This window comes from Vibrio sp. B172a (genome assembly GCF_030248355.1).
In the GTDB taxonomy this organism is placed as follows: Bacteria; Pseudomonadota; Gammaproteobacteria; order Enterobacterales; family Vibrionaceae; genus Vibrio; species Vibrio owensii.
The window spans coordinates 103,268-127,361 of the sequence record NZ_JAHGAC010000001.1 but is presented as its reverse complement, the minus strand read 5'-3'; the positions used below and the strand labels follow the sequence as shown (position 1 = coordinate 127,361).

25 protein-coding genes are annotated in these 24,094 nt (G+C 44.6%); 19 read left to right on the top strand and 6 right to left on the bottom strand.

Annotated elements, in window-relative coordinates; all coding sequences use genetic code 11:
- Window positions 1-14: 14 nt before the first annotated feature.
- Complete coding sequence (locus KIT90_RS00460; RefSeq protein ID WP_285374413.1) at window positions 15-2,072, bottom strand: hypothetical protein; 2,058 nt, start codon at window positions 2,070-2,072, stop codon at window positions 15-17.
- A 488-nt stretch (window positions 2,073-2,560) separates the two neighbouring features.
- Here KIT90_RS00460 and KIT90_RS00455 point away from each other — a divergent pair, with 488 nt between their 5' ends.
- From KIT90_RS00455 to KIT90_RS00435, 5 genes are all read left to right on the top strand, one after another.
- Window positions 2,561-3,229, top strand: coding sequence for a helix-turn-helix domain-containing protein (locus tag KIT90_RS00455; protein ID WP_285374412.1), 669 nt, complete (start codon window positions 2,561-2,563; stop codon window positions 3,227-3,229).
- Complete coding sequence (locus KIT90_RS00450; protein ID WP_171371531.1) at window positions 3,222-3,686, top strand: hypothetical protein; 465 nt, start codon at window positions 3,222-3,224, stop codon at window positions 3,684-3,686. The genes KIT90_RS00455 and KIT90_RS00450 overlap by 8 nt, the downstream gene beginning before the upstream one ends.
- Before the next feature lie 178 nt (window positions 3,687-3,864).
- Window positions 3,865-4,248 (top strand): hypothetical protein, encoded by a 384-nt coding sequence (locus tag KIT90_RS00445; RefSeq protein ID WP_005435725.1) that lies wholly within the window; start codon window positions 3,865-3,867, stop codon window positions 4,246-4,248.
- A 141-nt stretch (window positions 4,249-4,389) separates the two neighbouring features.
- Window positions 4,390-4,797 carry a hypothetical protein gene (locus tag KIT90_RS00440; protein ID WP_045483241.1) on the top strand — a complete coding sequence of 136 codons (408 nt, stop codon included), beginning with the start codon at window positions 4,390-4,392 and terminating at the stop codon, window positions 4,795-4,797.
- 49 nt (window positions 4,798-4,846) lie between these two features.
- Window positions 4,847-5,524, top strand: a complete 678-nt coding sequence (locus tag KIT90_RS00435; RefSeq protein ID WP_285374411.1) for a DedA family protein — start codon at window positions 4,847-4,849, stop codon at window positions 5,522-5,524.
- 85 nt (window positions 5,525-5,609) lie between these two features.
- Here KIT90_RS00435 and KIT90_RS00430 read toward each other — a convergent pair whose 3' ends face one another.
- From KIT90_RS00430 to KIT90_RS00420, 3 genes are all read right to left on the bottom strand, one after another.
- Window positions 5,610-5,927 (bottom strand): hypothetical protein, encoded by a 318-nt coding sequence (locus tag KIT90_RS00430; RefSeq protein ID WP_009704127.1) that lies wholly within the window; start codon window positions 5,925-5,927, stop codon window positions 5,610-5,612.
- 95 nt (window positions 5,928-6,022) lie between these two features.
- Entirely contained in the window at window positions 6,023-6,430 is a 408-nt protein-coding gene (locus tag KIT90_RS00425; RefSeq protein ID WP_009704128.1) for a hypothetical protein, read from the bottom strand.
- Between the two features lie 209 nt (window positions 6,431-6,639).
- Window positions 6,640-7,284 carry a murein L,D-transpeptidase catalytic domain family protein gene (locus tag KIT90_RS00420; RefSeq protein ID WP_039988942.1) on the bottom strand — a complete coding sequence of 215 codons (645 nt, stop codon included), beginning with the start codon at window positions 7,282-7,284 and terminating at the stop codon, window positions 6,640-6,642.
- 573 nt (window positions 7,285-7,857) lie between these two features.
- On the opposite strand from KIT90_RS00420, the gene KIT90_RS00415 reads away from it, so the two are divergent.
- From KIT90_RS00415 to KIT90_RS00400, 4 genes are all read left to right on the top strand, one after another.
- Window positions 7,858-8,268, top strand: a complete 411-nt coding sequence (locus KIT90_RS00415; RefSeq protein ID WP_285374409.1) for an NUDIX hydrolase — start codon at window positions 7,858-7,860, stop codon at window positions 8,266-8,268.
- A gap of 188 nt (window positions 8,269-8,456) precedes the next feature.
- Window positions 8,457-9,074, top strand: a complete 618-nt coding sequence (locus KIT90_RS00410) for an NUDIX hydrolase (RefSeq protein WP_009704131.1) — start codon at window positions 8,457-8,459, stop codon at window positions 9,072-9,074.
- 8 nt (window positions 9,075-9,082) lie between these two features.
- Window positions 9,083-9,781, top strand: coding sequence for an aspartate/glutamate racemase family protein (locus KIT90_RS00405; protein WP_285374408.1), 699 nt, complete (start codon window positions 9,083-9,085; stop codon window positions 9,779-9,781).
- A gap of 357 nt (window positions 9,782-10,138) precedes the next feature.
- On the top strand, window positions 10,139-10,894 hold the full coding sequence (locus KIT90_RS00400; RefSeq protein ID WP_009704133.1) for a 5'-methylthioadenosine/adenosylhomocysteine nucleosidase: 756 nt from the start codon (window positions 10,139-10,141) through the stop codon (window positions 10,892-10,894).
- A gap of 122 nt (window positions 10,895-11,016) precedes the next feature.
- Here the strand turns inward: KIT90_RS00400 and KIT90_RS00395 are convergent, their stop codons facing one another.
- Complete coding sequence (locus KIT90_RS00395; RefSeq protein WP_285374406.1) at window positions 11,017-13,353, bottom strand: EAL domain-containing protein; 2,337 nt, start codon at window positions 13,351-13,353, stop codon at window positions 11,017-11,019.
- Window positions 13,354-13,858: 505 nt separating this feature from the next.
- On the opposite strand from KIT90_RS00395, the gene rbsD reads away from it, so the two are divergent.
- The 9 genes from rbsD (at window position 13,859) to KIT90_RS00350 (ending at window position 22,690) form a co-directional block, all read left to right on the top strand.
- Entirely contained in the window at window positions 13,859-14,278 is a 420-nt protein-coding gene (rbsD, locus tag KIT90_RS00390) for a D-ribose pyranase (RefSeq protein WP_005435742.1), read from the top strand.
- 24 nt (window positions 14,279-14,302) lie between these two features.
- The gene (gene rbsA, locus KIT90_RS00385; RefSeq protein ID WP_045483229.1) at window positions 14,303-15,808 is read left to right on the top strand and encodes a ribose ABC transporter ATP-binding protein RbsA; all 1,506 of its coding nucleotides are present in this window, start codon (window positions 14,303-14,305) and stop codon (window positions 15,806-15,808) included.
- A complete protein-coding gene (gene rbsC / locus KIT90_RS00380; RefSeq protein WP_005435746.1) occupies window positions 15,805-16,788 on the top strand; it encodes a ribose ABC transporter permease in 984 nt (327 codons plus the stop codon). Before rbsA ends, rbsC begins: the two co-directional genes overlap by 4 nt.
- Before the next feature lie 92 nt (window positions 16,789-16,880).
- Complete coding sequence (rbsB, locus tag KIT90_RS00375) at window positions 16,881-17,759, top strand: ribose ABC transporter substrate-binding protein RbsB (protein WP_009704137.1); 879 nt, start codon at window positions 16,881-16,883, stop codon at window positions 17,757-17,759.
- A gap of 204 nt (window positions 17,760-17,963) precedes the next feature.
- Window positions 17,964-18,884 (top strand): ribokinase, encoded by a 921-nt coding sequence (gene rbsK / locus KIT90_RS00370; protein WP_285374403.1) that lies wholly within the window; start codon window positions 17,964-17,966, stop codon window positions 18,882-18,884.
- Window positions 18,885-18,899: 15 nt separating this feature from the next.
- Window positions 18,900-19,913, top strand: a complete 1,014-nt coding sequence (locus KIT90_RS00365) for a substrate-binding domain-containing protein (protein ID WP_285374402.1) — start codon at window positions 18,900-18,902, stop codon at window positions 19,911-19,913.
- Between the two features lie 501 nt (window positions 19,914-20,414).
- Window positions 20,415-21,152, top strand: coding sequence for a nicotinamide riboside transporter PnuC (gene pnuC / locus KIT90_RS00360; RefSeq protein ID WP_285374401.1), 738 nt, complete (start codon window positions 20,415-20,417; stop codon window positions 21,150-21,152).
- Between the two features lie 4 nt (window positions 21,153-21,156).
- Window positions 21,157-21,888, top strand: coding sequence for a nucleoside phosphorylase (locus tag KIT90_RS00355; protein WP_285374399.1), 732 nt, complete (start codon window positions 21,157-21,159; stop codon window positions 21,886-21,888).
- Window positions 21,889-22,009: 121 nt separating this feature from the next.
- The gene (locus KIT90_RS00350) at window positions 22,010-22,690 is read left to right on the top strand and encodes a Crp/Fnr family transcriptional regulator (protein WP_122070733.1); all 681 of its coding nucleotides are present in this window, start codon (window positions 22,010-22,012) and stop codon (window positions 22,688-22,690) included.
- A gap of 76 nt (window positions 22,691-22,766) precedes the next feature.
- On the opposite strand, the gene KIT90_RS00345 is transcribed toward KIT90_RS00350, so the two are convergent.
- Window positions 22,767-22,931: a DUF3012 domain-containing protein gene (locus tag KIT90_RS00345; RefSeq protein WP_285374398.1), complete on the bottom strand. Its 165-nt coding sequence runs from the start codon at window positions 22,929-22,931 to the stop codon at window positions 22,767-22,769.
- Between the two features lie 246 nt (window positions 22,932-23,177).
- On the opposite strand from KIT90_RS00345, the gene KIT90_RS00340 reads away from it, so the two are divergent.
- The gene (locus tag KIT90_RS00340) at window positions 23,178-24,086 is read left to right on the top strand and encodes a siderophore ABC transporter substrate-binding protein (RefSeq protein WP_285374397.1); all 909 of its coding nucleotides are present in this window, start codon (window positions 23,178-23,180) and stop codon (window positions 24,084-24,086) included.
- Window positions 24,087-24,094 lie beyond the last annotated feature (8 nt).

The window sequence follows — 24,094 nt, the reverse complement described above, 5'->3', positions numbered from 1 at the left end:
CATCTCCTTTGCGTTTAGTAGATGTAAGCTGCGCCCGAACTCGAGCTACTGTTGTCGTTGAAATCTGACCCATCAGATGCCTCTTCTTTTGCGCCGACGATCAAGGTATTACCATCACCACTGATCGCGATAGCGCTGCCAAATCCATCGCCAGCATCTGAATTGAGGGATTTGATGTATTCTGCTTGCTGCCAAGTCCCTTCAACATTGGTAAAGAGATAAACTGCACCAGCAGCACTTGCGTTATTCAATTGCACGTCACCATCCAAACCTTGGCTAGATGAGGCTTCATTTGGGGCGCCAACAACAAGCGCTTTGCCATTGCTGCTCAGTTGAACATCGGAACCGAAGTGGTCAGAAGCATCGGAGTTAACGGCTTTGATGTAATCTTCTTGTTGCCAACCCGCTTGCGATTTGTAGAAGAGGTAAGCAGCACCGGCGCCAGAAGCTGAGTTGTCTGATTCATTGCCGTTTATCTCACTGTCAGACGCTTCGTTGAAAGCGCCAATCGCTATCACGGTACCATCTGAGTTTACGTCGACTGAGTGTCCAAACTGGTCTTCAGAATCCGAGTTTGAGGCTTTTAAATAGGAGTCTTGAGCCCAAGTTGTACCGTTATGAACAAAGACATAGGCCGAACCTGAGTTATCACTGCTATTATCCATCTCGTCACCATTGACGCTGGTGGCATTTGAATCTTCACCCGGTGAGCCTACTACCACGGTTAATCCGTCCTCGCTTAACGCCACGTCGTAGCCGAACGAGTCAAGCTTGTCTGAGTTTGATGACTTTAAGTACGCGGTTTGCGCCCACTGGTTGTTTTGCGTTTCAAACACGTAGGCCGCCCCAGACAAACTGCCTGTGTTATCTGTCTCGTCACCATTGATGGACTGAGCTGAGGAGCTTTCTCCAGGCGCACCAACAAGTAATGTCGTACCGTCTGAATCCAGCGATACGGAAAAGCCAAACGAATCAACAAGGTTGCTGTTTGAGGCTTTAATGTAAGCTTGCGATTGCCAAGAAGACCCACTGTTAACGTATAGATAAACAGCACCGGACGCAGGCGATAGGTTATCCAACTGGTTACCATCGATACCCGTTGCAGACGAGGCTTCGTTTATCGTACTGACAGCAAGCGTGTTGCCATCTCCGCTCAGAGCAATCGCGTAACCAAACTCATCTTTGTCATCGGCATTCGGCGCTTTAAGGTAAGCAACTTCATTCCAAATACCGTTTGTTTTTCGATAAACATATACGGCTCCAGATAGGGCAGCACTGTTTACAGTAGGATCATTGACTATGCCGCTCTCTTTGAAAGCACTCACTGCGATAGTCGAGCCATCATTACTCACCGCGACAGCGTTGCCGTAGTTGTCGTTACTGTCGGTGTTAGATGCTTTCAACAAGCCAATGGCATTCAATAAAGCGTTTGGTTCGATCGATACTTCGTTACTTCTCTGGCTGCCATCTTTGTTGCTAGCCACCACAAAATACGTCTCGTTGGTGGATAACAAGTTGTTGAGCTCAACTTGTTTATTGGTCTCGGTTAATCCACTAGACAAGACGTCGCAGTTATCCGTTGATGTCGTGTTTTTTTTGCACAAGGTGTACTCGTGAGCGTTTTGACTGGTTTGCCACTGAAACAAGAACGTTTTTCCAGTTACTAAAGTCGGAGCAGTCAGTGTAAAGGCGCTTGGCGGCACAGGCACAGGTGTTGGGTCTGGCGCTACCACTGGTGGTTCTGGTTGTTTGTCTTGGTTTTGATCGGGCTGCTGCGTTGTATTCTCATCAGGTTGTTTGTCCTTATTTTGGTCGGGCTGCTTTTCTGGCACCGGATCGGGTTTCGGTTCAGCCTTTGGTGGCAAAACTGGAGGCGTATCGACGGGCGGAAGTGGTGGTTTTTCACTCTCTGGCGGTTGAATTGGGTCTGGTGTCGGTTCTACATCTGGGGTTTTCGGCAGTTCAACTTCTTGTTGTTGCGGTGGCGTAACTAGCTCCGTGCCTGTTTCGGTGTCATTACAGGCGGTAAGAAAAAGCGTTGAGCATGTGACTAACAATAAAAGTGCTTTCATAAATGATTCCGAGTTGTGAACTTATAAGCGACTGGATTCGTTATTAATTGCACTAGCCTTTAGCGGTTGTGTTGTTTTTATTGTCGGCTAACTCTTATTTCTGACGGGGTTACACACTGAAGAAGCATAAGGCGTACCAAGTGTGTATTAAGCGAGTGAACCAGTCGTGAATCTCGCGGGCACTAATGATTGATGAAAATCACCGGATAAAATAAGTAATTTATTGCTTATTTATCCATCAAGGTTTCTTCTTTGAGACAAAAATTCTCTTTTTGACATTCAATTTGAGAACCCAGAACTCAGAACCTAGCGCCCAGGTAGGTGAGAGCAATCTCCCTCATTCTCATCTATTCCTGATGCAAGTTGACTGCTAGACAGCGACTTCAATAGACATGGCCTCAATGGACGAGGTTGTCGCGGCGACACTTTTAGGGCTTGGCTTAGCTTTTGCTACTTCCTTAACAGGATGAATAAAAGTGGGGGTCACAATGAAGATTACCAGCCCTGTATTCGAGGAATTTGAAGCGCACGAAGTTCAAGTGGGATCGTGTTTACTCAAGGTGCAACAGCACGCGTGTGAACTCATTGTGGAGAGCGGTAAACGCTACAACATTACAACGAAAGAAAGTGATGTCTTAAAAACGTTAGTTACCAACTTAGGTAAGGTGGTATCTAAAGATGCTCTAATTCGCGCAGCATGGGGAAACCCCGAGATCATCGGCTCCAACTCATTGCCCGTCGCGATTTCAAACCTGCGTAAAGTACTCGAACCGGAAAAGATCAAGATCGTTAATGTCCCCCGCCAAGGTTATCAACTGGAAGTAGAGTGTATGGGATCTGGAGAGTCGCATTCAGAACAAGTTGAAGAAGTAACAGAGCAAGTCGTTGCATCCAAGCCTGAACATAATATCAATAAACGTATTGAAACAAACTCCAACAAGATTAGTGTCATTTGCGCTTGGTTATCGCTATTGTATGTGGTGTTTGTGGCGTCGTATTTCAGCTTTTCTTGGGTTCAAGTTGATTGCGAGGTTGTCGGCCAATCCAAAGTCTGTGCAATTCGAGGGGATGTCGACTCTGAGGTGAAAGCAGAGCAAGGCTCATCCATTTTCGTCTCATCAAACGGCAAGCGTTATGAGGGGGCATATCATGACTAAGCTACTACAACGCGTCGCATTTCTTGGCTTCATCTTAACTACCGCTTTTCTTTTATCTGGGCTGGTCAATGGTGCTGGTTGTCGCTATGACCTCTCGGTGGAAAATGCTGAACATCAAAAAACGTTTGTCACCTGCTATCGCGGCAAGGTGGTGGTGCTCCATTCTCTTCTCAACGAACAAAATGAACTGGTTTCCAAGTGGCAAGTAATGGCAAGGCAAATGAAGTTTGGCAAGCAGGTGATATACATCATCTATGACCGAAACCGCATTGATGGTGGCAGCACGAACAACCTGACAGACAGATATAACGAAATCTTCTCGGGATATAACGTCCTCTTTTACCACGTAGAGCGGCTGGGCGATCGTGTCTTTATCTTCGAAAACTTCCCGGAAAACAACGTTATTGAAGGGCAGTTAGAAGGCGAGATGGATTTGTTTGCCATGGTGATGAGGTGAGTACCAAGAGCTCTCGTTTCATCAGTGAGTGAGCTAGTTCCTGAAGCGTTACTTTTCGATGGGAACAAACAGTACCGCCATTATTTAACGCTAAATTACTCACTAAGGCGCGAACGTTATTTTTAAAGTAGCGACAGAAGTATTAAAGAAGCTGCTTTTGGATAGAAGGAACAAGACAATGCTAAGTGATGTTGATAATGCGAACTTGTTTGCGCGTTGCTTGATTGATGAAGGGCTTGAAGTTTGTAAGCTTAGAGACGAAAACGCGGAAGCGAATAAAGTGATGGTTAAGTGGCATCATGAAGAGGGCTCTGCATCGGCTTGTAATCGCTTAGCATCCGTTGGCATTTTCATTAACGTGGTTTCTCTGCCCGGGGATAAAAGCTCGCAAGAGTCGGGTTTATTGTTTGAGTTAAATGAGCTGACAAGGCTTGGCATCAACCCAAACGAAATACGTATGTTGGCAGAAGCTACGGCTGGTGCGTTACTAGGGCGTTGTAAACTTGAGTTTGTTGCACAAGTGGTTGCTAAGATCGCTTCTCGATTATCTGGTATTACTTAGAGCACTTTTGAGGTATTTTGAGCATGAAATGTACGCCCAAAGGTTTGCAAAACTCTCTTTTTACTATCAACTGAGAATTTAGATTGCAAATCAACACGCATGGAGTTACAACAGCGTATCGTTGTGGTTTAGGTGAATTCTGTGCGTACTTACCTAGTCAGTGTGTTAGGGCTTGTTGTTGCGCTGATGGCTTTTGGATTGAGTCAGGCTTCACCGTCACCAAAACTTTCCCACGCGGTCAGCTACACCTCTTCTTTAATTGATGGTGAAGCGTATCTTGAGAAAGCACCATTCTCACCATCTCGTAAAATTGCCGCCAGCTTATTCAGTCGAAACGCACTGCGCGTTAACCATTCCAACACATCACCAGAATCTGATGACTTAGATTTAGTACCTGCGCGTTGGCTAACGGTAGTTGCGGATTCTAATAAACGCTTTGTATCTAAAGTGGCTATGCCCGTTATTGATGTCTTTTATCCTCGCTCGAAATATCGACTTGGAACAGGGCAAGAATCTAATCTCATTTATCGCTTCATGCATGCTAGGTGATGCCTATTCATCTGTTTTTAAATTTAATTGTGATGTTTAGGAGTTTGCTATGTTTGATTCGATTACTCAGGTGCTGTTTGCGTTGTGGCACCAAGACTTTACCGCGCTAATGGCGCCGGGTAGTGCAGGGCTGATTTACTTTGTAGTTGGTGCACTTATTTTCCTTGAAAGTGGGTTTATCCCCGCAGCCCCATTCCCGTGTGACAGCGTGGTCGTACTTTCTGGTACATTGGCAGCGGTAGGAGTGCTTGACCCAGTTATGATCATGTTGGTGATTGTTGTCAGCGCAGCAATGGGCAGTTGGGCAGCATATCTGCAAGGTAAATGGTTAAACCGCTTGCCGAAAGTACAAGGCTGGGTGAACGCAGTGCCAGCGAAGCGTTTAGAGCAAGTGGACATGTTGCTGGGTAAGCATGGTTTGATTGCGCTGTTTTGCGCGCGTTTTATTCCAGTGGTGCGTTCGTTGCTGCCATTGATGATGGGATTACGTGTGAACCGTGTTAGCAAGTTCCATTACTTTGCGTGGCTGAGCGCGATTCTCTGGACACTACTGCTGTGCGGTCTTGGCCTGTTGCTACCATTGTTACCTGAAAAGATAAACAAGATTGTGACCATGGGATTGATGGCTGCACCGGTTATTACCCTAACCATTGCCATCATGAGTTTTGTATTGGTGAAAGTTCGCAAGGCTTGGAGCAAATCAAAAACAACTCCGCAACTGCCATAATTGTTCTGGTAAGAAATTTGAAAAGCAAAAAAGGCGCTATCACAGCGCCTTTTTCTGTATTTGCATTGCTTGCAATGAGAGCGAATCAGTAACCGATGTTGTAAAGGTATTCGCCTGCTTCCTTACACTCAGTTTTGTAGAACTGTTCCATCTTCGTTTCATCCATGCCTTGTGCTTTGAATTCGGTCTCCGCAGAAGAGAGCTGGCTGAATGTATAGCCGCGCTCAGCCATTAAGTAATGACGAAACATAGCACGATGCTCAGGAACGGCTGCACGAGCGTTAGAAGCATTTGCACACTCTAGAAGCGCACTATTACTCATATCTTCAGGTTTTGCTGCTTGTGACGTCGCAGCGAATAAGGTTGTTAGAGCCAAAACGGCGATAGTCGCGATTTTTTTCATAATCAGGATCTCGAGTTAATTCAGGGTAAAGATGAGATCATCCTTGGCTAGTACTGAAGGTATCCGTATTAATGTCAGTACAGTCAATGTGCGAGCTAAGCCTCGCGACTGTGTTTAAACACGTAAAGTAAATTTGCTTGCTTCCATCCCGGAAGATGAAACGCACTTTTGCTTGCCGATAACTGTGCACGATTTGGCAAAGGTGTGGCTTTGAGTGCGATATCCAATAAGGAAGGGGACAAAAAAGCGACCAGAAGGTGATACTCGGGTAGGACGCTCAATGTCAGCTCGCCATCGTTACCAGAAGCTCGACGGCAAGGCAGTAGACCCAACAGGTCGCGCTTTAAGTGGCGGTAGTAACCATCAGGGCTCCAAGCATCACGAGTATTCCAAGCTCGATAAGGGACTTTTAACGCATGATAGTCATGTTGTGTAAGTTTGTAGAACGTCTCGGAAGCTGTGTAGTTGGTATCTGCAGATTCATGATTTTGCGCAGCATACATCTGCCCTGAGAACAGGGAGAGTGACAACAAAAGCAGTAGGCGAAATACGTGAACCAAAACTAACCCTAACACAAGATGGAATCGATATTCGTTTGCTGCCAATTGGTGGCGCTTGCGTATACTAGCGACTTGTTAACAGGATGAACAGTTTTTTGTCTATTAAAAAAGGGAGCAAATCTGCTCCCTTTTTGGACTTGGTAAAAGCGGCGCTAAGCGCTTGCGTAGATAACGCTGCCACCTTTAATGGTGTCAATGATTTCTCGCGATAACTTTTGCGGCAGTGCTGGGCAACCCCAACTGCGGCCAAGATAGCCATTCTTTTTGATAAAAGATGGGTTTGCGTAGTCTGCGCCATGAACCACGATGTAACGCTCACGTGCCTTGTCGTTGACACCAGATGTTAATCCATCGAGTCGCAGCGAGTATCCGTTAGAACCATAGTAAGTGGTATCAGTTAAGAACGTACCCAAAGAAGTCTTACGGGAGTTCACTACGTTAGAAAACTTTGTCGCAGTTTTTTTACCACTATTGACGCCGTGAGAAACATAGGTATTAAAGATAAGTTTTTTCTTATCTAAATCGACCACATAAAAGCGTTTTTCAGTAGAGGGTTTACTGTAGTCGATGATGGTTAATACTGGCTTTTTACGGTCATGTGCTTTTTTGTAAGCTAAAAATGCATCGTTGAATAAACTGAAGTCGATGACTCCTTCCAAATTGGCTTCTTTAAATGTCTTTTCAACAAGTTGCTTGGTAGCTTTAGTTTCCGTTGCTTTTGCTGATGAGTGGTGAGCAAAGGCAAAAGGTGAAACCGTAAGCGATGTCCATATCAATAATAAAAATAGCTTTTTCATTTGTACTAAATAAAACTCTTGGTGTAGCAAATTCAGCGATTGCGTCTTGCAGTCGTTAATACAGCATGCACATCAATTTAATTCTATTCTCAACGTTTCCTATTATGCGTAGTGACACGTATTACCGAACCATTTTGATATTTGGTAGAGTTCTGCCAACTAACTCGCTGAAATTAATCAACATTGAGAGGTTAATCGATGACTTTAAAAATCTTCAAGACAAATACTAGCCGATTTGGGTAATTAATAAAACTGTGTTTACCGTGATTTACTAAGCAGTGGTGCTAATAAAACGTCGTTTAATTATAAATGAAATAAAAATACCGTTTGAATTCAATGTATTTATTTCATACTTAGCATTAGACAAAAATTTTTTAGACTGTGATCCTAGTCGTAACAAATCATTACCCAACTACAGACAATTGATAGATTAAGCGAAGACCTAATTCTGCATATTCAACTAAACGTGCAGCTAGGTTGTTGTATGTGGTCAATTTATTGACTATTGCTGTTCACATCATCGAAATGATTTATGTTAGTTTGCTATAAAACTGTTATCAAAGGGCGATGAAGATGGAAGTTCATGAGTGTGTCTCATTTATCTTAGTTAAGGGCGATCACGTGTTGCTGGAAACTAGAGTAAAGGATAAGGAATCTGACCCTGGGGCAATAGCAATACCCGGCGGCCATATGGAGTTAAACGAAACCCAACAACAAACGTTGTTTAGAGAATTGGAAGAAGAGCTCAACATCAAGCCACTTCAATTTGGTTATTTATGTTCTTTATATCACCCAACTACAGAACTGCAATTGATTCACTATTATGTGGTGACCAATTGGCAAGGTGATATTCAGAGCTTAGAAGCGGAATCTGTTAAATGGTATCCAATAACAAATGCACCAGTCTCGACGGAAGTCGATCGCGTCGCATTAAGTGAATATCTTCGATTAAATACAGCGCTAAGAACTGTGTTTAATAAATGAAGTTCCATAAATAATATTTGTGACGAGTAATAATATTTTTGATTGAATTGTAAATATCGAAAATATTCGAATTATCTTATTAACAAAATATAGCGGATAAATATTTTGCGAAAACTTGATCAAAAATAAACTTTGCTTTCAGTTGGTTATGCTAGTTTCTGCCAAGGTAAGTTGAAAAAGGGAAGTGTATGTCGAAGTGGTTAGATTGGGCAAAGCAACTACAGGCGATTGCTCAAGCAGGGGAAGCATACAGTAAAGATGCTTACGATCTAGAACGATTCAAAATGGTAGAAGACATCGCTCATCAGATGTTTGCTGACATCAGCGATAAGTCAGTTGCCGATATTCAAAACTTGTTTATCCCTGAAACGGGTTATCCTACGCCCAAAGTCGACCTACGTGCTGGGGTGATAAAAGATGGCAAGATACTTCTCGTAAGAGAGCGCGAAGACGGAGGGTGGACGTTGCCTGGTGGTTGGGCTGATGTATGTGAAACGCCAAGTAGTGGGGTGGTGCGCGAAGTGTTGGAGGAATCTGGCCTCGTCGTTGCAAAACCGAAACTGATTGCGATTCGCGACAGAGCGATGCATGACTATCAGCCGCCTTACCCATTCCACATCTATAAGATGTTCTTTTTGTGTGAATACGTTTCTGGTGAGCCTAAAGAGAACATTGAAGTGTCGGAAATCGATTTCTTCGCGCAACATAAGATTCCGCCACTTTCACAAAGCCGAGTTTTACCAAGAGATATTGAAATGGTCTTCGATGCTTTTTACAGTGAAGATTTTCAAGTACACGTCGATTAAGGAAGAAAATGAAAACGATAGGTTTAATTGGTGGTATGTCATGGGAGTCTACCGCGAACTATTACCAAATCATTAACCGTGAAGTAAAAGCGCGTCTAGGTGGGTTACATTCAGGAAAAGTCTGTTTGTACAGTGTCGATTTCGCCGAAATTGAAACACTTCAACATCAAGGTCGATGGGAAGACACGGCCACGATTCTTTCTCAAGCAGCAAAATCGGTGGAAGCAGGCGGTGCGGACTTCATTCTGATTTGTACTAATACCATGCACAAAGTCGCTGACCAAATTCAGCAAGCTGTCAATGTACCGCTTGTTCATATTGCTGATGCGACCGCTGAGAAACTGGTGGCGGATGGCATTAAGAAGGTTGGTTTGCTTGGTACACGTTTTACCATGGAGCAAGACTTTTATAAGCAGCGACTCATCGATAAATTTGGTGTTGATGTCGTCGTACCGAGTTCAGATGATCAAACGATTGTTCATGAGGTTATCTATAACGAGCTGTGCAAAGGAGAAGTGCTTGAGGATTCTCGTCAACAGTACCTCGCCATTATCAATAAGTTAGTTGAAGAGGGCGCTGAAGTGGTCATTCTTGGTTGTACTGAGATTGCGATGTTAGTTGAACCTCAACACACAGACGTGAAGCTTTACGATACAACAGAGATCCACGCTAAGGCCGCGGTGGAAGCTGCGCTGAATGAAGCGTAATTCTCTACAGAATTGATCGACAGGATTAAATTGCTCAGGGAAGAGTTATGAATTATCGATGCGGACAATGTCGCCAGTTTACAAGGCAGAAGAGCTGCGCTGATATTTGCGGGGCTTGGGGTCATCCAACGGATGCGAACCGTGCTGCTTGCGATTATTTTATGCCGTCGATCCGGGTTAAAGATCGGGTGGTTTCTCCTTTAAAAAGTAAAAATGGCTAAGTCGTTCTCATTAATTGAGAATTTCTTAATCAATCAGTATTAGTTGATTGATGCAAACGATTGCTCCCTAGGGGATGTATTGTATAATTTGCGTCGCGTCACACTTTGGTGGCGCGTATTACATTTCAGGATTCCCATGTTGAAGAAATCTCTTGCTCTAATGCTTGCTGCGTACTCACTTCCTTCCGTTGCAGGTTCGACCATCGGTATTGTCGGTGCGATGGATGTCGAAGTTGAAGCGCTATTACCAAAAATCCAAAACCAACAAGTAAAGAAAATTGGTAGCCATCGCTTTTACACGGGTGAGTTAGAGGGCAAAACCGTTGTCGTGACGAAATCTGGCGTAGGTAAGGTCAATGCGGCAATGACGACCACTCTTCTGATTGAATCTTTCGGCGTTGACCAACTGATCTTTACGGGTATTGCTGGTGCTAGCGACCCTAAATTGGACCCGTTAGATGTCGTGGTTTCTACACGTTTGGTTCAGCACGATGTTGATCTAACCGCGTTCAATATGCCGAAAGGTCTACTGCCTGATTACGAAGAGCGTTACTTCTACGCAGATAAAACACTGCAAAAATACGCATTTGATGCAGCCGTTGATACGCTTGGCAAAGAGAGTGTTTACCGTGGCGTTATCGCATCTGGTGACCAGTTCATTGCAAGCAAAGTGAAAGTGACGGGCATCTACCAAGAATACAACGCAATGGCTGTGGAAATGGAAGGTGCGGCGTTAGGCCAAGTAGCAGATGCGTTCAAAGTACCTTATGTGGTTATCCGTACGATTTCAGACAAAGCGGATGGTTCGGCAGATGTTGTCTACTCAGATCTTAAAAAAGCAACGGCCGACAACTCAGCGAACATTACACTCAATATGCTAAAGCGCATGTGAGAAAGTGTTCACTAGGCTAAATAGTCTTTTGAGAACACGAAAAAGCAGCACACACGGTGCTGCTTTTTTTGTTGGGTTTCAATTCATCTGCAATAAACGATATAAGCCGTTAGGCTATTAGGCTAAGCAATATCAGAGCGGGTAAAAGGTTGGTCGTTAGCCGATTTCCACCATTGATCAAGCTGCTCTTTGTTCATGGGCTTACCAAACAAGTAACCTTGCATGAAGTCACAGCGATACGAAGATAGCCATTCGTGCATCACGTTATGCTCAATACCTTCTGCCGTTACCTTCTTGTTTTGCGCATGGCACAGTTCAATGATTGGTTTGATGACGTGGCCGTTGTCAGTATTCATCAAGGTGAGCAGAAATTCTCGGTCGAATTTGATTTTCTGAACAGGGTACTGAACCAATTGCGTCAGTGAGGTATAGCCTGAGCCAAAGTCGTCAATCGCAAGTTTATAGCCAAGTTGGGCTAGTTCATCGAGCAGAGCAGTACCTTGTTGGTCTGCGGCGAAGGTTTCTGTTATTTCCAACTCAATACAGTGAGGGGGCACATCATTTTGCTTCGCTTTGTCGTGGATGAACTCGGCCATCGATAGGGAGTTCAACTCTGCTGATGATAGGTTAATGGATAAAATGATGTCCTTGCCAAAAATACTCTTAAGCTGGTGGTACTCTTCCATTGCGTTAGCAAACACCCAGCGGTCGATTTTCTCGAACAACCCGGTTTGTTCCGCAATAGGGATGAATTCCTTCGGTGGAATCGACCCAATTCCTTCCGCTTCCCAACGTAAGAGAACCTCCAGACCCTCGATTTCATTGGCATGACTGTTCATGTATGGCTGGAAAACCAAATGGAATTCGTCTTCCACATTGGCTTTACGCAAAGCGCGTTCGATCTGGCTACGGCGCTGAGCTTCAATATTGAGCGCCGCAGAATAATAGGCGTATTGGTTTTTGCCGCCGCGTTTTGCTTGGTACATCGCCGCATCCGCACTTGAAAGCAACTTGGCAATATCAGCGCCATCTCTTGGATATTGAGCAATACCAACGCTTGCCGTCACTGGAAATGAATTTGTCGAAGATTGGCTCAAGTTGTGGATGGGTTTGAGCAACTCTGAAGCGAACATATCTGGTATGTCAGCGTTCTTTTGGTTTGTACTCAGCAGGATGGCGAACTCATCGCCAGACAAGCGAGCTCCAAAGCAAGGACTGTTGTGTTGTTGGGTAAACTTCTGGCAGACATTTTTTATATGGCGAGAGAAGACTTGTAAAAGCTTGTCACCCAATTCGTGGCCGTATTTGTCGTTCACGTACTTGAAGTTATCTAGGTCGATGTAAACAACCCAAAGTTGCTCAGAGGGATCGGCTAACTCACGAGTTGCCAATTCATGAAAACGATGACGGTTCGCGAGTTGAGTTAGGTGATCTGTTTCCGCTAAGTGTTTGGTTTTATGATAGATGTTATTGAGTTCTTCATACATGTCGAAGAAGCGCGAAGAGAGGCGACCAATTTCATCGTCACTGTTTAGCTTTTCAATGTTAGTGCGCTTGTTTGCTTCTATTTCGCGCAGTTGTTTGTCCAGTTTCGATACCGGGCTGAGCACGTAACGATACAAGACTAAGACAATCAAAGTGATGGTACAAAACGACGCTATACCAAACGAAAGAGCCAGCTCCAACCAGACCTTATCGACCTTATTCCACATTAAATACTCTGCCGGTGACAAAATTGCGTGGAAATGGGGTAAGAGTTCAATAGTTTGGGCTAGGGGGATATCTAGGTGAATCGGTTTGTCAGAAAATGTGATGACACTGTGGGTATCAAATTCTATTTCGTGTTTGATGTCATTAAAAGCTTCGAGAGAGACGGAGACGACAACAAAGAATGCGTTGTGCGGATCAAAGCTGGGTGGGTGCTCGCCCGTTCGCTTATCGAACAGTTCGTATTGTAGGAGTATGCTTTGCCCACTTGAGTTGTAAATAAAGCCTGTATGGCTGGTTTTACCGTGCTGGGCATAGCTCTTTTCTACGTATTCGAGAATCTTAGGATCGACGCTGCCGTTGGACTCATAAAACTGATTCTCGGTGTAATAGAGTAGGTGTTGGTCGCCATCCAGTATTGCCATGTTCGCATCGCCATTATAACCATGGCTCAGCACTTCCACCGTTTCGTCCAATCGGTTGAATAGCTGTCGTTCTCGGTACGGGTCTTCGTGGTTAACGAAGTAATCCTGTAAAACTTCACTTTTCCCTAGGGTATAGGCGTAACTGTTGAGGAAGATATTGGCTTGACGAAATTGCCCTGCGAGCTTCTCCATTTGCAGCTGAATGTAGCTGTCTTCTCGCTTGATCAATGTGACTTTTTGAATGCTATAAATGATGTAACTCGACACCAACGCGCTAATAAGAATGACTGGCGCGACAAGCAAAACAACTCTATTGCTTAGTTTCATTATGGTTCTTCAATTTCCGTTTGTGTCCCTACAAACGTTCCCTACTTAAAGGTTCCGAACGGATGACGATAGTATTTCTGTGTTTTTCAAATTGTAAGTGGGTGATTTTCGAAAGTCAGACACCCTTACTTAATTTGTGATGCTGTGTGCGGTTTTTTACGAGATTGACCAGAAGAAGTCTCAAACTTTAGACATATTTGTACCGTTTCAAAAGCACAAAATACATTTGCGGGATGAATGCGCAAATGAGTAATACTGTTAAGACAGTCTCCATCTTATGGATTTTTGCTTCATCGAAACGTTTCGATGGTGAAATGTGACCCCAATATCTTTTTCTTCATCGCACAAGCTTCAATTACGGATCATTCTCACACCTTATCGATTTGTCACTAGCCAATTTTCATTGCCGTCCTATTATTGCATCGAAACGTTTCGATGAGTTTTCTGTCAATACTAAGAAATGAAACTCAAAGTTGTATGAACGTGTAACCGAAAGGTCGATGAGATGAAAAAAAGTACCCTAATTAACTCAGAAATTTCTTACTTGGTGGCGACGCTGGGTCATACCGACGAAATCACCATTTGTGACGCGGGCTTGCCAATTCCTGACCATGTACAACGCATTGATTTAGCGTTGACGCACGGAGTCCCAGGCTTTCTAGATACCGTTCGCGTGATTCTGTCTGAGTCCCAAATTGAAGGGGTCATCATTGCTGAAGAATTCGCCAAAGTTAGCCCAGTTCACCATGATGCTTTAATCACTGAGCTAACCAAAGAAAGTGAGCAAACAGGCAAACAAATCGCGATCAACTATGTGTCGCATGAAGATTTTAAAGCTCGCACAGAACAAAGCCGCGCTGTTGTTAGAACAGGCGAGTGCACACCTTACGCGAACGTGATTTTCCAAGCCGGCGTGGTTTTTTAAGCCACAACTAATTGAGGACAAATTATGACTCAAGCCATTCTACAACTGAGCGACATCGAGAAAGCGTTCCCGGGTGTTAAGGCGTTGGATAAAGCCAGCCTTAACGTATACCCAGGTCGTGTTATGGCGTTGATGGGAGAGAACGGGGCAGGTAAGTCGACCTTGATGAAAGTGTTAACGGGCATCTATCACATGGATGCAGGAGGCATCAAATACCAAGGTCAGCCAGCGGCGTTTAAAGGTCCACGAGACTCACAAGAAGCCGGTATCAGTATTATTCACCAAGAATTGAACTTGATCCCGGAACTGACGATTGCCGAAAACATCTATCTAGGCCGTGAATTTACCGGTTCTATGGGGCGTATTCAGTGGGGCAAGATGTATGAAGAAGCAGACAGGTTGCTTCAACGCCTTAACGTAAAGCACTCATCGAAAACGCTGCTTGGTGATTTGAGCCTTGGTGAACAGCAAATGGTTGAGATTGCGAAAGCGCTGTCTTTCGAATCCAAAGTCATCATCATGGATGAACCTACGGACGCATTGACTGACAAAGAGACGGAATCGTTGTTTAAAGTGATTAACGAACTTCGTGACCAAGGTTGCGGCATCGTTTACATCTCACACCGTCTAAAAGAAATCTTCGAAATTTGTGATGACATTACTGTGTTACGTGACGGTAAGTTCATCGGCGAATGCCAAGTTAAAGACACTAACGAAGATGGACTCATCGAAATGATGGTTGGTCGTAAGTTGGAAGAGCAATACCCGCGTATCGATGTGACGCATGGTGACGTTTGTCTTGAAGTGATTGGTTTGACGGGCTCTGGTGTTCACGACATTAACTTCACTCTTCAACGCGGTGAGATCCTTGGCGTATCGGGCTTGATGGGCGCAGGGCGTACTGAATTGATGAAGGTGATTTATGGCGCGCTACCAAGTGAGCGTGGCGTTATTAACTTAGACAACAAGACCATTAACCCGGTTAGCCCACAAGATGGTCTGGCGAATGGCATTGCTTACATCTCTGAAGATCGTAAAGGCGATGGCTTGGTGCTGGGGTTATCCGTGAAGGAGAACATGTCTCTGTGTGCACTGGATAAACTCACCAAAGGCTTCCAAATCCAGCATGGCGAAGAAGTGGTAGCGGTGGAGGACTTCATCAAGCTTTTCAACATCAAAACGCCAACCCGAGACCAAATCATTGGCAACCTTTCTGGTGGTAACCAGCAGAAAGTGGCTATCGCAAAAGGGTTGATGACCAAACCTAAAGTTCTGATTTTGGATGAGCCAACTCGCGGCGTCGACGTAGGCGCTAAGAAAGAAATCTACCAGCTAATCAACAAATTTAAAGCCGATGGCATGAGCATCATCTTGGTTTCTTCTGAGATGCCTGAAGTGCTAGGCATGAGTGACCGCATCATGGTGATGCACGAAGGTCGTATTACTGGCGAATTCGATGCGAAAGACGCCGACCAAGAAACACTACTCGCTTGTGCCGTAGGCAGAAAGATCAATGAGGAAGCAGCATGAGTACTAAGACCATGAGCAAACCAACCGAAGCGAACAGCAAAAAGTTGTTCACCAAAGAGTGGCTGATTGAGCAAAAGTCACTGATTGCACTGATTTTCTTAATTGTTGTTGTCTCATTCTTGAACCCGAACTTTTTTACGGTAGACAACATTCTTAATATTCTTCGTCAAACCTCAGTTAACGCAATCATTGCAGTAGGTATGACGTTGGTTATCTTGACTGCAGGCATCGACCTAAGTGTTGGTTCTGTACTCGCGTTATGTGGTGCTTTCGCGGCGAGCATGATTGCGTTAGAAGTGCCGGTGCTTATTGCGGTTCCGACAGCGCTGTTTGCTGGTGCGGCACTGGGTGCGATCAGCGGTATCATCATTGCCAAGGGTAAGGTTCAAGCCTTTATCGCAACACTGGTTACTATGACGTTACTACGCGGCGTAACCATGGTTTACACCGACGGTCGTCCTATCTCAACGGGCTTTACCGATACAGCAGATGCATTTGCATGGTTCGGTACAGGTTACGCACTTGGTATCCCAGTTCCTGTTTGGTTGATGGTGATTGTCTTTGCTGCGGCTTGGTACCTACTGAACCACACTCGCTTTGGTCGCTACGTGTACGCACTTGGTGGCAACGAATCAGCAACGCGCCTTTCTGGTATCAACGTTGACCGTGTGAAAATCGGTGTATACGCCATCTGCGGTATGTTGGCAGCGCTTGCAGGCATCATCGTGACGTCTCGCCTTTCTTCCGCGCAGCCAACAGCAGGTATGGGTTATGAGCTAGATGCAATCGCAGCGGTTGTTCTTGGTGGCACCAGCTTGATGGGCGGTAAAGGTCGCATCATGGGAACCTTGATTGGTGCTCTGATCATCGGCTTCCTAAACAACGCGCTGAACCTACTCGATGTTTCTTCTTACTACCAAATGATTGCGAAAGCAGTGGTTATTTTGCTAGCAGTACTGGTAGACAACAAAAACAAGTAATTGATATTTAAAATAAAGATCTCCACTAAATCCTGAATACAAATCGAGCCAGAGGACGTGTGCTGGCTCACCCTACACAAAGGACTAGAACGATGAAAAAACTCGCAACTCTTATCTCTGCTGCACTTCTTTCTTCAACCGTATCGGTAGCGGCGCACGCTCAAGATACAATGGCGATTGTAGTTTCTACACTGAATAACCCTTTCTTCGTAACGATGAAAGACGGTGCAGAAGCGAAAGCGAAAGAACTGGGATATGACTTGATTGTACTGGACTCGCAAAATGACCCGAGTAAAGAACTATCAAACATCGAAGACCTAACGATTCGTGGCGTAAAAGCGATTCTGATTAACCCAACAGATTCAGACGCTGTGTCCAACGCGATTCGTATGGCGAACCGTTCTAAGATCCCTGTGTTGACACTAGACCGTGGTGCAAGCCGTGGTGACGTAGTGAGCCACATCGCTTCTGACAACGTAGTTGGTGGTGAAATGGCAGGTCACTACATCATGGAAAAAGTAGGTGAGAAAGCGAAAGTTATCCAACTAGAGGGTATTGCAGGTACGTCTGCGGCGCGTGAGCGTGGTGAAGGCTTCATGACAGCAGTGAAGGGCAGCAACATGGAGCTACTAGCAAGTCAGCCTGCTGATTTTGACCGTACTAAAGGTCTGAACGTAATGGAAAACTTGCTTGCAGCGAACCCAGATGTTCAAGCGGTCTTTGCTCAGAACGATGAGATGGCACTGGGTGCGCTTCGCGCAGTTCAGGCATCAGGTAAAGACGTAATGATCGTTGGCTTTGACGGTACCGACGATGGTATCGCTGCTGTAAACCGTGGCAAGCTAGCTGCGACGATTGCACAGCAACCAGATCTTATTGGTGCGTTGGGTGTAGAAACTGCAGCGAAAGTATTGAAAGGCGAGAAGGTTGAGGAGTACATTCCTGTTCCGCTTAAAGTCGTGACTAAGTAAGTTTAACGTTCGACTCAGTGATTCTTCTTTGTTGAAGATAACGGAATGACCCAATGAATGTGTTGGGTCATTCCAAACAACGAAAGTGGTAAGTTACAAAATTAAATCTAGTTGAATCGTAATACGCTTACGTTTTTTCAAAGAGCGTAAACCTATTACTCCTGTTCAAATATAAAGGGTTCAATCAGAACCGAGGATAACCGTATGAATAAGTTAGTGGTGTTAGGTAGTGTAAACGCTGACCATGTTCTTCAAGTGCCTTCTTTCCCTCGCCCTGGCGAGACGCTGCATGGTCGCAACTATCAAGTTATCCCTGGTGGCAAAGGTGCCAACCAAGCTGTGGCGGCAGCTCGATTAAACGCAGACATCGGCTTTATTGCGTGTGTGGGTGATGATTCGTTCGGCATCAACATTCGTGAGAACTTCAAAATGGATGGCATCGACATCAATGGTGTGAAGATGCAGCCAAACTGTCCAACGGGCATTGCCATGATTCAAGTGGCGGACAGCGGTGAGAACAGCATTTGTATCTCAGCAGAAGCCAACGCAAAGTTGACAGCAGAGGCGATTGAGCCTGATCTAGAGCGCATTCGTCATGCTGATTACTTGTTGATGCAACTAGAAACGCCAATGTGCGGCATCGAGAAAGCAGCGCGAATCGCGAAAGATGCCAAAACCAACGTCATTCTGAACCCAGCGCCAGCTCGCGAGCTGTCAGACGAATTACTGTCTTGCATAGATGTGATTACACCAAATGAAACGGAAGCGGAAGTACTGACAGGTGTGACGGTAACAGACGATGACAGTGCACAAGAAGCGGCGAACATCCTGCATTCGAAAGGCATTGAAATCGTCATGATCACGCTCGGTGCGAAAGGAGTTTGGCTGAGTCAAAATGGTCGTGGTGAAATCATTCCTGGCTTCCGCGTAGAGGCAACAGATACAACAGCGGCGGGCGATACGTTTAATGGGGCATTAGTTACTGGTTTATTGGAAGACTTACCTTTAGAATCAGCGATTAAGTTTGCCCACGCAGCAGCAGCGATCTCAGTAACTCGCTTTGGCGCGCAAACCTCCATTCCAACCCGCAAAGAGGTTGAGGAGTTTCTGGCTCAACACCAATAATCAAGGAGTAATAACATGGCAACGATGAAAGACATCGCAAAACTGGCAGGGGTTTCCACCTCAACTGTGAGCCATGTTATTAACAAAACTCGCTTTGTCAGCGAAGAGATCTCGGAACGAGTCAACAACGCTGCCAAAGAACTCAATTACTATGCGCCGTCTGCTTTGGCGCGTAGCCTCAAAGTGAACCGCACCAAAACCATTGGTATGCTAGTGACCACCTCAACCAACCCATTTTTCGGTGAAGTGGTAAAAGGTGTTGAGCGCAGTTGCTACCACAAAGGCTACAGTCTGATCCTGTGTAACACAGAAGGCGATAACGAGCGAATGCGTGAATCTATCAATACGTTGTTGCAAAAGCGCGTTGATGGCCTGATTTTGATGTGTTCATCGTTAGAAGGGGAGCGTATTGATGTATTCGAACGTTACCCTGATATTCCGGTTGTAGTCATGGACTGGGGCCCAATATTGTTCACTAGCGATAAGATCCAAGACAACTCACTTCGTGGTGGTTATCTTGCTGCTAAATACCTTATCGACTGCGGCCACCAAGAGATTGGTTGTATTACAGGTCCACTAATCAAGCATCAAGCGCAAATGCGTTATGAAGGCTACAAGCGAGCGATGATTGAAGCTGAGCTTGAGTTCAATGCAAACTGGATTGTTGAATCTGACTTTGAATGCGAAGGTGGTTATCAAGCCTTCAAGAAAATGGCGGAACGTGGTCCGTTACCAAGCTCGATTTTTGTCTCCAACGACATGATGGCAATGGGCGCAATTAACGCGGCCAACGAGCTAGGTATTAAAATTCCAGAGCAGTTATCCATTATTGGCTACGATGACATCCATATCGCCAAATTTATGTCTCCATCTCTGACAACAATTCACCAACCGAAATACCGTCTAGGGCAAGCTGCAGTCGAAACATTATTGCGAAAATTGGATGATAAATCTGATGAAGCTCAGGTTGTTCAGCTTGAACCAACATTGGTTGAGCGTAACAGTGTGAAGGTTGTGTCTAGTCAATAGCCCTCGTTTTCCGTTGTGACATTTTGCTAGAAATTAGTAATAAATTATTTCTCTTTGTATGAGAAAGGCTTAGTATTAACTTTCATTATAAATAGAAGTGTTAATTATATATTCGGTGGATTAGCAATATGTTGTCAAAGGGATACGCGAAGTTCTCGGTGAAACACCCTTGGTTTCATCGTTTGAATGTTACAGCGGTTGCGTTCATTTTTTTATTAAGTTGCTATCAACTATTAGTCAACGAAGCTTTTGAATTCTCAATCGGCTTTGTTATTACTCTTTTAGCAACATTACTCTTTGCTTCGGCATCGGCGTTTAAAAAACGTTATTCGGGTTTAGAGTCTTAAACCATTACTGCGTAGTGGGAACACTACAATATAAAAAAATTATTGATCTGATTTATGATCGGATACATCAAAGGGAGGACAAATGTCCTCCTTTTTGTTTGCTGCGAGGCAATAAGATGAGCGCATCCCAAGCACAATAATAAAGGACATCTTCATGGACCTATTTGCCCTGTTAGACATCAACAACACCCTTGTTAACATTCCTATTGGTGGTGGCTATGCAATGAGCTGGATCGAAGCGTTTGGTACGGTTTTCGGTCTGCTTTGTATTTGGTTTGCGAGCCAAGAAAAAACCATTAATTACTTGTTCGGTCTGCTGAACGTAACACTTTTTGCCGTTATCTTTTTCCAGATTCAGCTTTACGGATTGCTTCTGCTTCAACTTTTCTTCTTCTGCGCCAACATCTATGGCTGGTATGCATGGACAAGACCAAATGCACAAGGTGAGACACTTGAGGTGCGTTGGTTAAGCAAACAGAAGCTGATCGCGACAGCTTCAGTAAGTGTTGTTGCGATTGCGATGTTAACGATTTACATCGACCCATTCTTCTCTGCGTTGGCTAACATTGCCGTTGATACGCTAAACGTGTTCGGTGCAGGTTTATCTGAGCCTGTGTTGGAGCCAGATGCTTTCCCATTCTGGGATGCAACCATGACCGTGCTTTCTATCGTGGCGCAAATCTTGATGACACGTAAGTACGTTGAGAACTGGATTCTTTGGGTCGTAATCAACATCATCAGCGTGGGTATTTACGCGACACAAGGTGTGTACGCAATGTCGGTTCAATACGCGATTCTCATGTTCATCGCAGCAAACGGCACAAGAGAGTGGGCACGTAGCGCAAAACGCAACGGTGAGAAGACCCTAACGCAAGCGACAGCTCAAGGTTAAGCCAATGATGAAACAACCACATATTGGTGTAGACAGTACTCAAATAGCGCCTCGAGTGATCGTCTGTGGTGAGCCAGATCGGGCGAACCGTATTGCCGCGTTGTTTGATAACGCAGAATTGGTCTCTGAAAACCGTGAGTATCGAGTGTTTACGGGAACATACAAAGGTCAGCGCGTATCAGTGTGCAGTACTGGTATCGGAGCACCTTCTATGATCATTGCGGTGGAAGAGCTAAAGCAGTGTGGTGTGACAGATGTGATTCGAGTGGGATCGGCTGGCGCGATGCAATCCAACATCCAACTTGGTGAATTGATTGTAGTTGAAGGCGCAGTACGAGACGAAGGTGGCTCGAAAGCGTACGTTCGCTCTTCGTATCCGGCTTACGCAAGCTTTTCATTACTGAAAGCGCTGGACAGCTATTTAGCCGCAAAAGAGGCGCGCTATCATTTAGGTGTGGTTCGTTCCCATGACAGCTTCTATACCGACGACGAAGAAGCGATCTGCGAGTACTGGAACAAGAAAGGTATTCTCGGTGCGGATATGGAAACCTCGGCTTTGTTTACTGTCGGTCGACTGCGTGGTCTGAATGTCGCCTCCATTCTGAACAATGTGGTTTTGTATCAGCAGGATGTGAAAGAAGGTGTAGGGCAGTACGTAGACGAAGCGCAAGTGATGATGGAAGGGGAGCGTTTAGCGTCTTACGCTGCTCTTGAAGCCTTAATTGCACAGAGTTAACCAGATCACAGCTTAGTTAATTTTATAAGCGGCACCTTGGTGTCGCTTTTTATTGGCTGTCATCAAACGATTCTAGCGAGTACAATCTACTTGAGATTGTTGTCATTAAAGAGAAACTCACGTGAAAATAAGCCCTTATCCGACTGGACGTTTCAAAAGCTTTCTAGAACAGAAAAGTGCTGAGTTTCGTGACTTAATCTATCAATGCCAAATCGGCAGTCGATACTTTGACTCTGGTGAAGAGCTTCTTCGCCAAGGTGAACAACTTCAATATCTTTATGTTGTGCCAGTTGGTCGAGTTTCGATGAGTATCATTGCAGCTAATGGACGTCGTTTCCAACTGGGTGAAGCCAATTGCGATTATCACATCTATGGTGAAATGGAGTACTTCACACAAACGCCTTGCCAATGGAATGTGGTAGCTGATGAACACATGCAAGTGGATATCATCTGTATCCAAAAACTGACTGAGGCGCTACATCAGCAACCTGACATGATGTTCTTCTTTGCCTCTGCTTTGGCGGAGGATTATCAGGATTCAATGGACATTTACACCAATCGCTTGTTACACCCAATTACTTACAACATTGCTTATGATTTGTTGGTGCAAAAACAGACTAATACCTTGTTGGGTGGATTTGGCAAAGTAAACCAAGAAGCCGAAAGATTTGGCACTTCCGGGCGTGTTTATCGCCGAGCGGTGAAAGATTTAATGGACAAGGGGTTGATCAGAAAGGGCGAACAGGGGCTAGAGATTGTTGATGAACTTGCACTAAAAGCGTTTCTTGATGCCTACGAGTAGCCCGCACGATTCCATTTTAAAAATAAAAGCTGCGGGCTATCTGGTTTATCTGTTGTTCAATCAGAACAATGTGTGTTTATTCTGATTTAAAAACACAATTTTTAGCAAAATCAGACGCTTCGTTACCGGTCCATTCGCCTTTTGGCTTTTCTTTCATGTCGTTACACCACGCTTCACTGCCCACCTCTGTACAAGCTATCAGTTGCGCTGCGACAAAAACCATTAATGCTAACTTCTTCATTTTCTAATCCTTTTTGATAAGACTTGTTTTGAAGTATAAGCACTCGATCACGAGATAAACATGAAAATTATTATTTTGCGCTTACCGTCTCAAATCCGATATAGGTACAGTGTAATTTGTTGATTTATTAAGCCAATTTAGAAGTGTAACGAATGTAAAGTTATTAAATAATCGGTTGAATGCCTATGTGAGTAACGATATATTGCGAATGCGCATGATAATGGATCTCATTTAAGGTTTAAAATAATGGAAAAACTCGTCAGTGCGGCTCTTGTTTCGCTGCTCACAATCTCACCTGCTTTTGCTGCAACCGTCAAAATCGATCACTACATGGGAACGACAGAAGTCGAACAATCACCAAAGCGTGTGGTTGTGATTGGCTTTGGCCCTCTTGATATGCTCGATAGCTTTAATATCGACCCTGTTGCAGTCTCGAATGCCTCGCATCTTCCTAAATACTTATCGAAATACAATAAAGACAATTACACCTCTGCTGGTAGTTTGTTTGAACCAGATTTCGAAACCATCTATATGCAAAAACCAGATTTGATTTTGGTTGGTCCTCGTGGTTCATCGAAATACGATGAGTTAAGTGAAATTGCACCAACAGTCGTTTTTGCATCAGGAGAGAAAGAAGATTACTGGCAGGGCACAAAAGCACAATGGCGTAATCTTGGTAAGATCTTCAACATAGAGGACAAGGTTGAGCAAAAGATCGAAAACTTGGATGCACAGTTCAAGGCGATTCGCGAATACAACCAAACCAATAATAATGATGCACTCACGATTTTGAGTATCGGAGACAACATCAGTGCATTCGGTGCGAAGTCTCGTTTTGGCGCGATTTACACAGATTTTGGTTTTACTGAAACAGTGAAGAACCTCAAAACAGGCACGCACGGTGATGTCATCTCTTACGAGTTTATCCGCGAAGCTAACCCGAAGAATATTCTAGTCATTGATAGAAACTCACTTCACGCAAAGTCTGACAATGACCTCGCTAAAGCGTTGGATAACGATTTGGTTAAAGCAACTTCGGCTTACAAGAACAAGAAAATAACCTTCCTAAATGTTGATGCTTGGTACTTAGCAATGTCTGGCGTAACCGCGACGGAAAAGATGGTGAGTGAAATCAAACACACGATCGATCTGTAAAAAAGCTA

Coding starts and splice junctions, on each gene's coding strand:
- KIT90_RS00460 (WP_285374413.1), bottom strand. CDS start 2,072: ATGAAAGCACTTTTATTGTTAGTCACATGCTCAACGCTTTTTCTTACC.
- KIT90_RS00455 (WP_285374412.1), top strand. CDS start 2,561: ATGAAGATTACCAGCCCTGTATTCGAGGAATTTGAAGCGCACGAAGTT.
- KIT90_RS00450 (WP_171371531.1), top strand. CDS start 3,222: ATGACTAAGCTACTACAACGCGTCGCATTTCTTGGCTTCATCTTAACT.
- KIT90_RS00445 (WP_005435725.1), top strand. CDS start 3,865: ATGCTAAGTGATGTTGATAATGCGAACTTGTTTGCGCGTTGCTTGATT.
- KIT90_RS00435 (WP_285374411.1), top strand. CDS start 4,847: ATGTTTGATTCGATTACTCAGGTGCTGTTTGCGTTGTGGCACCAAGAC.
- KIT90_RS00430 (WP_009704127.1), bottom strand. CDS start 5,927: ATGAAAAAAATCGCGACTATCGCCGTTTTGGCTCTAACAACCTTATTC.
- KIT90_RS00425 (WP_009704128.1), bottom strand. CDS start 6,430: ATGTATGCTGCGCAAAATCATGAATCTGCAGATACCAACTACACAGCT.
- KIT90_RS00420 (WP_039988942.1), bottom strand. CDS start 7,284: ATGAAAAAGCTATTTTTATTATTGATATGGACATCGCTTACGGTTTCA.
- KIT90_RS00415 (WP_285374409.1), top strand. CDS start 7,858: ATGGAAGTTCATGAGTGTGTCTCATTTATCTTAGTTAAGGGCGATCAC.
- KIT90_RS00410 (WP_009704131.1), top strand. CDS start 8,457: ATGTCGAAGTGGTTAGATTGGGCAAAGCAACTACAGGCGATTGCTCAA.
- KIT90_RS00405 (WP_285374408.1), top strand. CDS start 9,083: ATGAAAACGATAGGTTTAATTGGTGGTATGTCATGGGAGTCTACCGCG.
- KIT90_RS00400 (WP_009704133.1), top strand. CDS start 10,139: ATGTTGAAGAAATCTCTTGCTCTAATGCTTGCTGCGTACTCACTTCCT.
- KIT90_RS00395 (WP_285374406.1), bottom strand. CDS start 13,353: ATGAAACTAAGCAATAGAGTTGTTTTGCTTGTCGCGCCAGTCATTCTT.
- rbsD (WP_005435742.1), top strand. CDS start 13,859: ATGAAAAAAAGTACCCTAATTAACTCAGAAATTTCTTACTTGGTGGCG.
- rbsA (WP_045483229.1), top strand. CDS start 14,303: ATGACTCAAGCCATTCTACAACTGAGCGACATCGAGAAAGCGTTCCCG.
- rbsC (WP_005435746.1), top strand. CDS start 15,805: ATGAGTACTAAGACCATGAGCAAACCAACCGAAGCGAACAGCAAAAAG.
- rbsB (WP_009704137.1), top strand. CDS start 16,881: ATGAAAAAACTCGCAACTCTTATCTCTGCTGCACTTCTTTCTTCAACC.
- rbsK (WP_285374403.1), top strand. CDS start 17,964: ATGAATAAGTTAGTGGTGTTAGGTAGTGTAAACGCTGACCATGTTCTT.
- KIT90_RS00365 (WP_285374402.1), top strand. CDS start 18,900: ATGGCAACGATGAAAGACATCGCAAAACTGGCAGGGGTTTCCACCTCA.
- pnuC (WP_285374401.1), top strand. CDS start 20,415: ATGGACCTATTTGCCCTGTTAGACATCAACAACACCCTTGTTAACATT.
- KIT90_RS00355 (WP_285374399.1), top strand. CDS start 21,157: ATGATGAAACAACCACATATTGGTGTAGACAGTACTCAAATAGCGCCT.
- KIT90_RS00345 (WP_285374398.1), bottom strand. CDS start 22,931: ATGAAGAAGTTAGCATTAATGGTTTTTGTCGCAGCGCAACTGATAGCT.
- KIT90_RS00340 (WP_285374397.1), top strand. CDS start 23,178: ATGGAAAAACTCGTCAGTGCGGCTCTTGTTTCGCTGCTCACAATCTCA.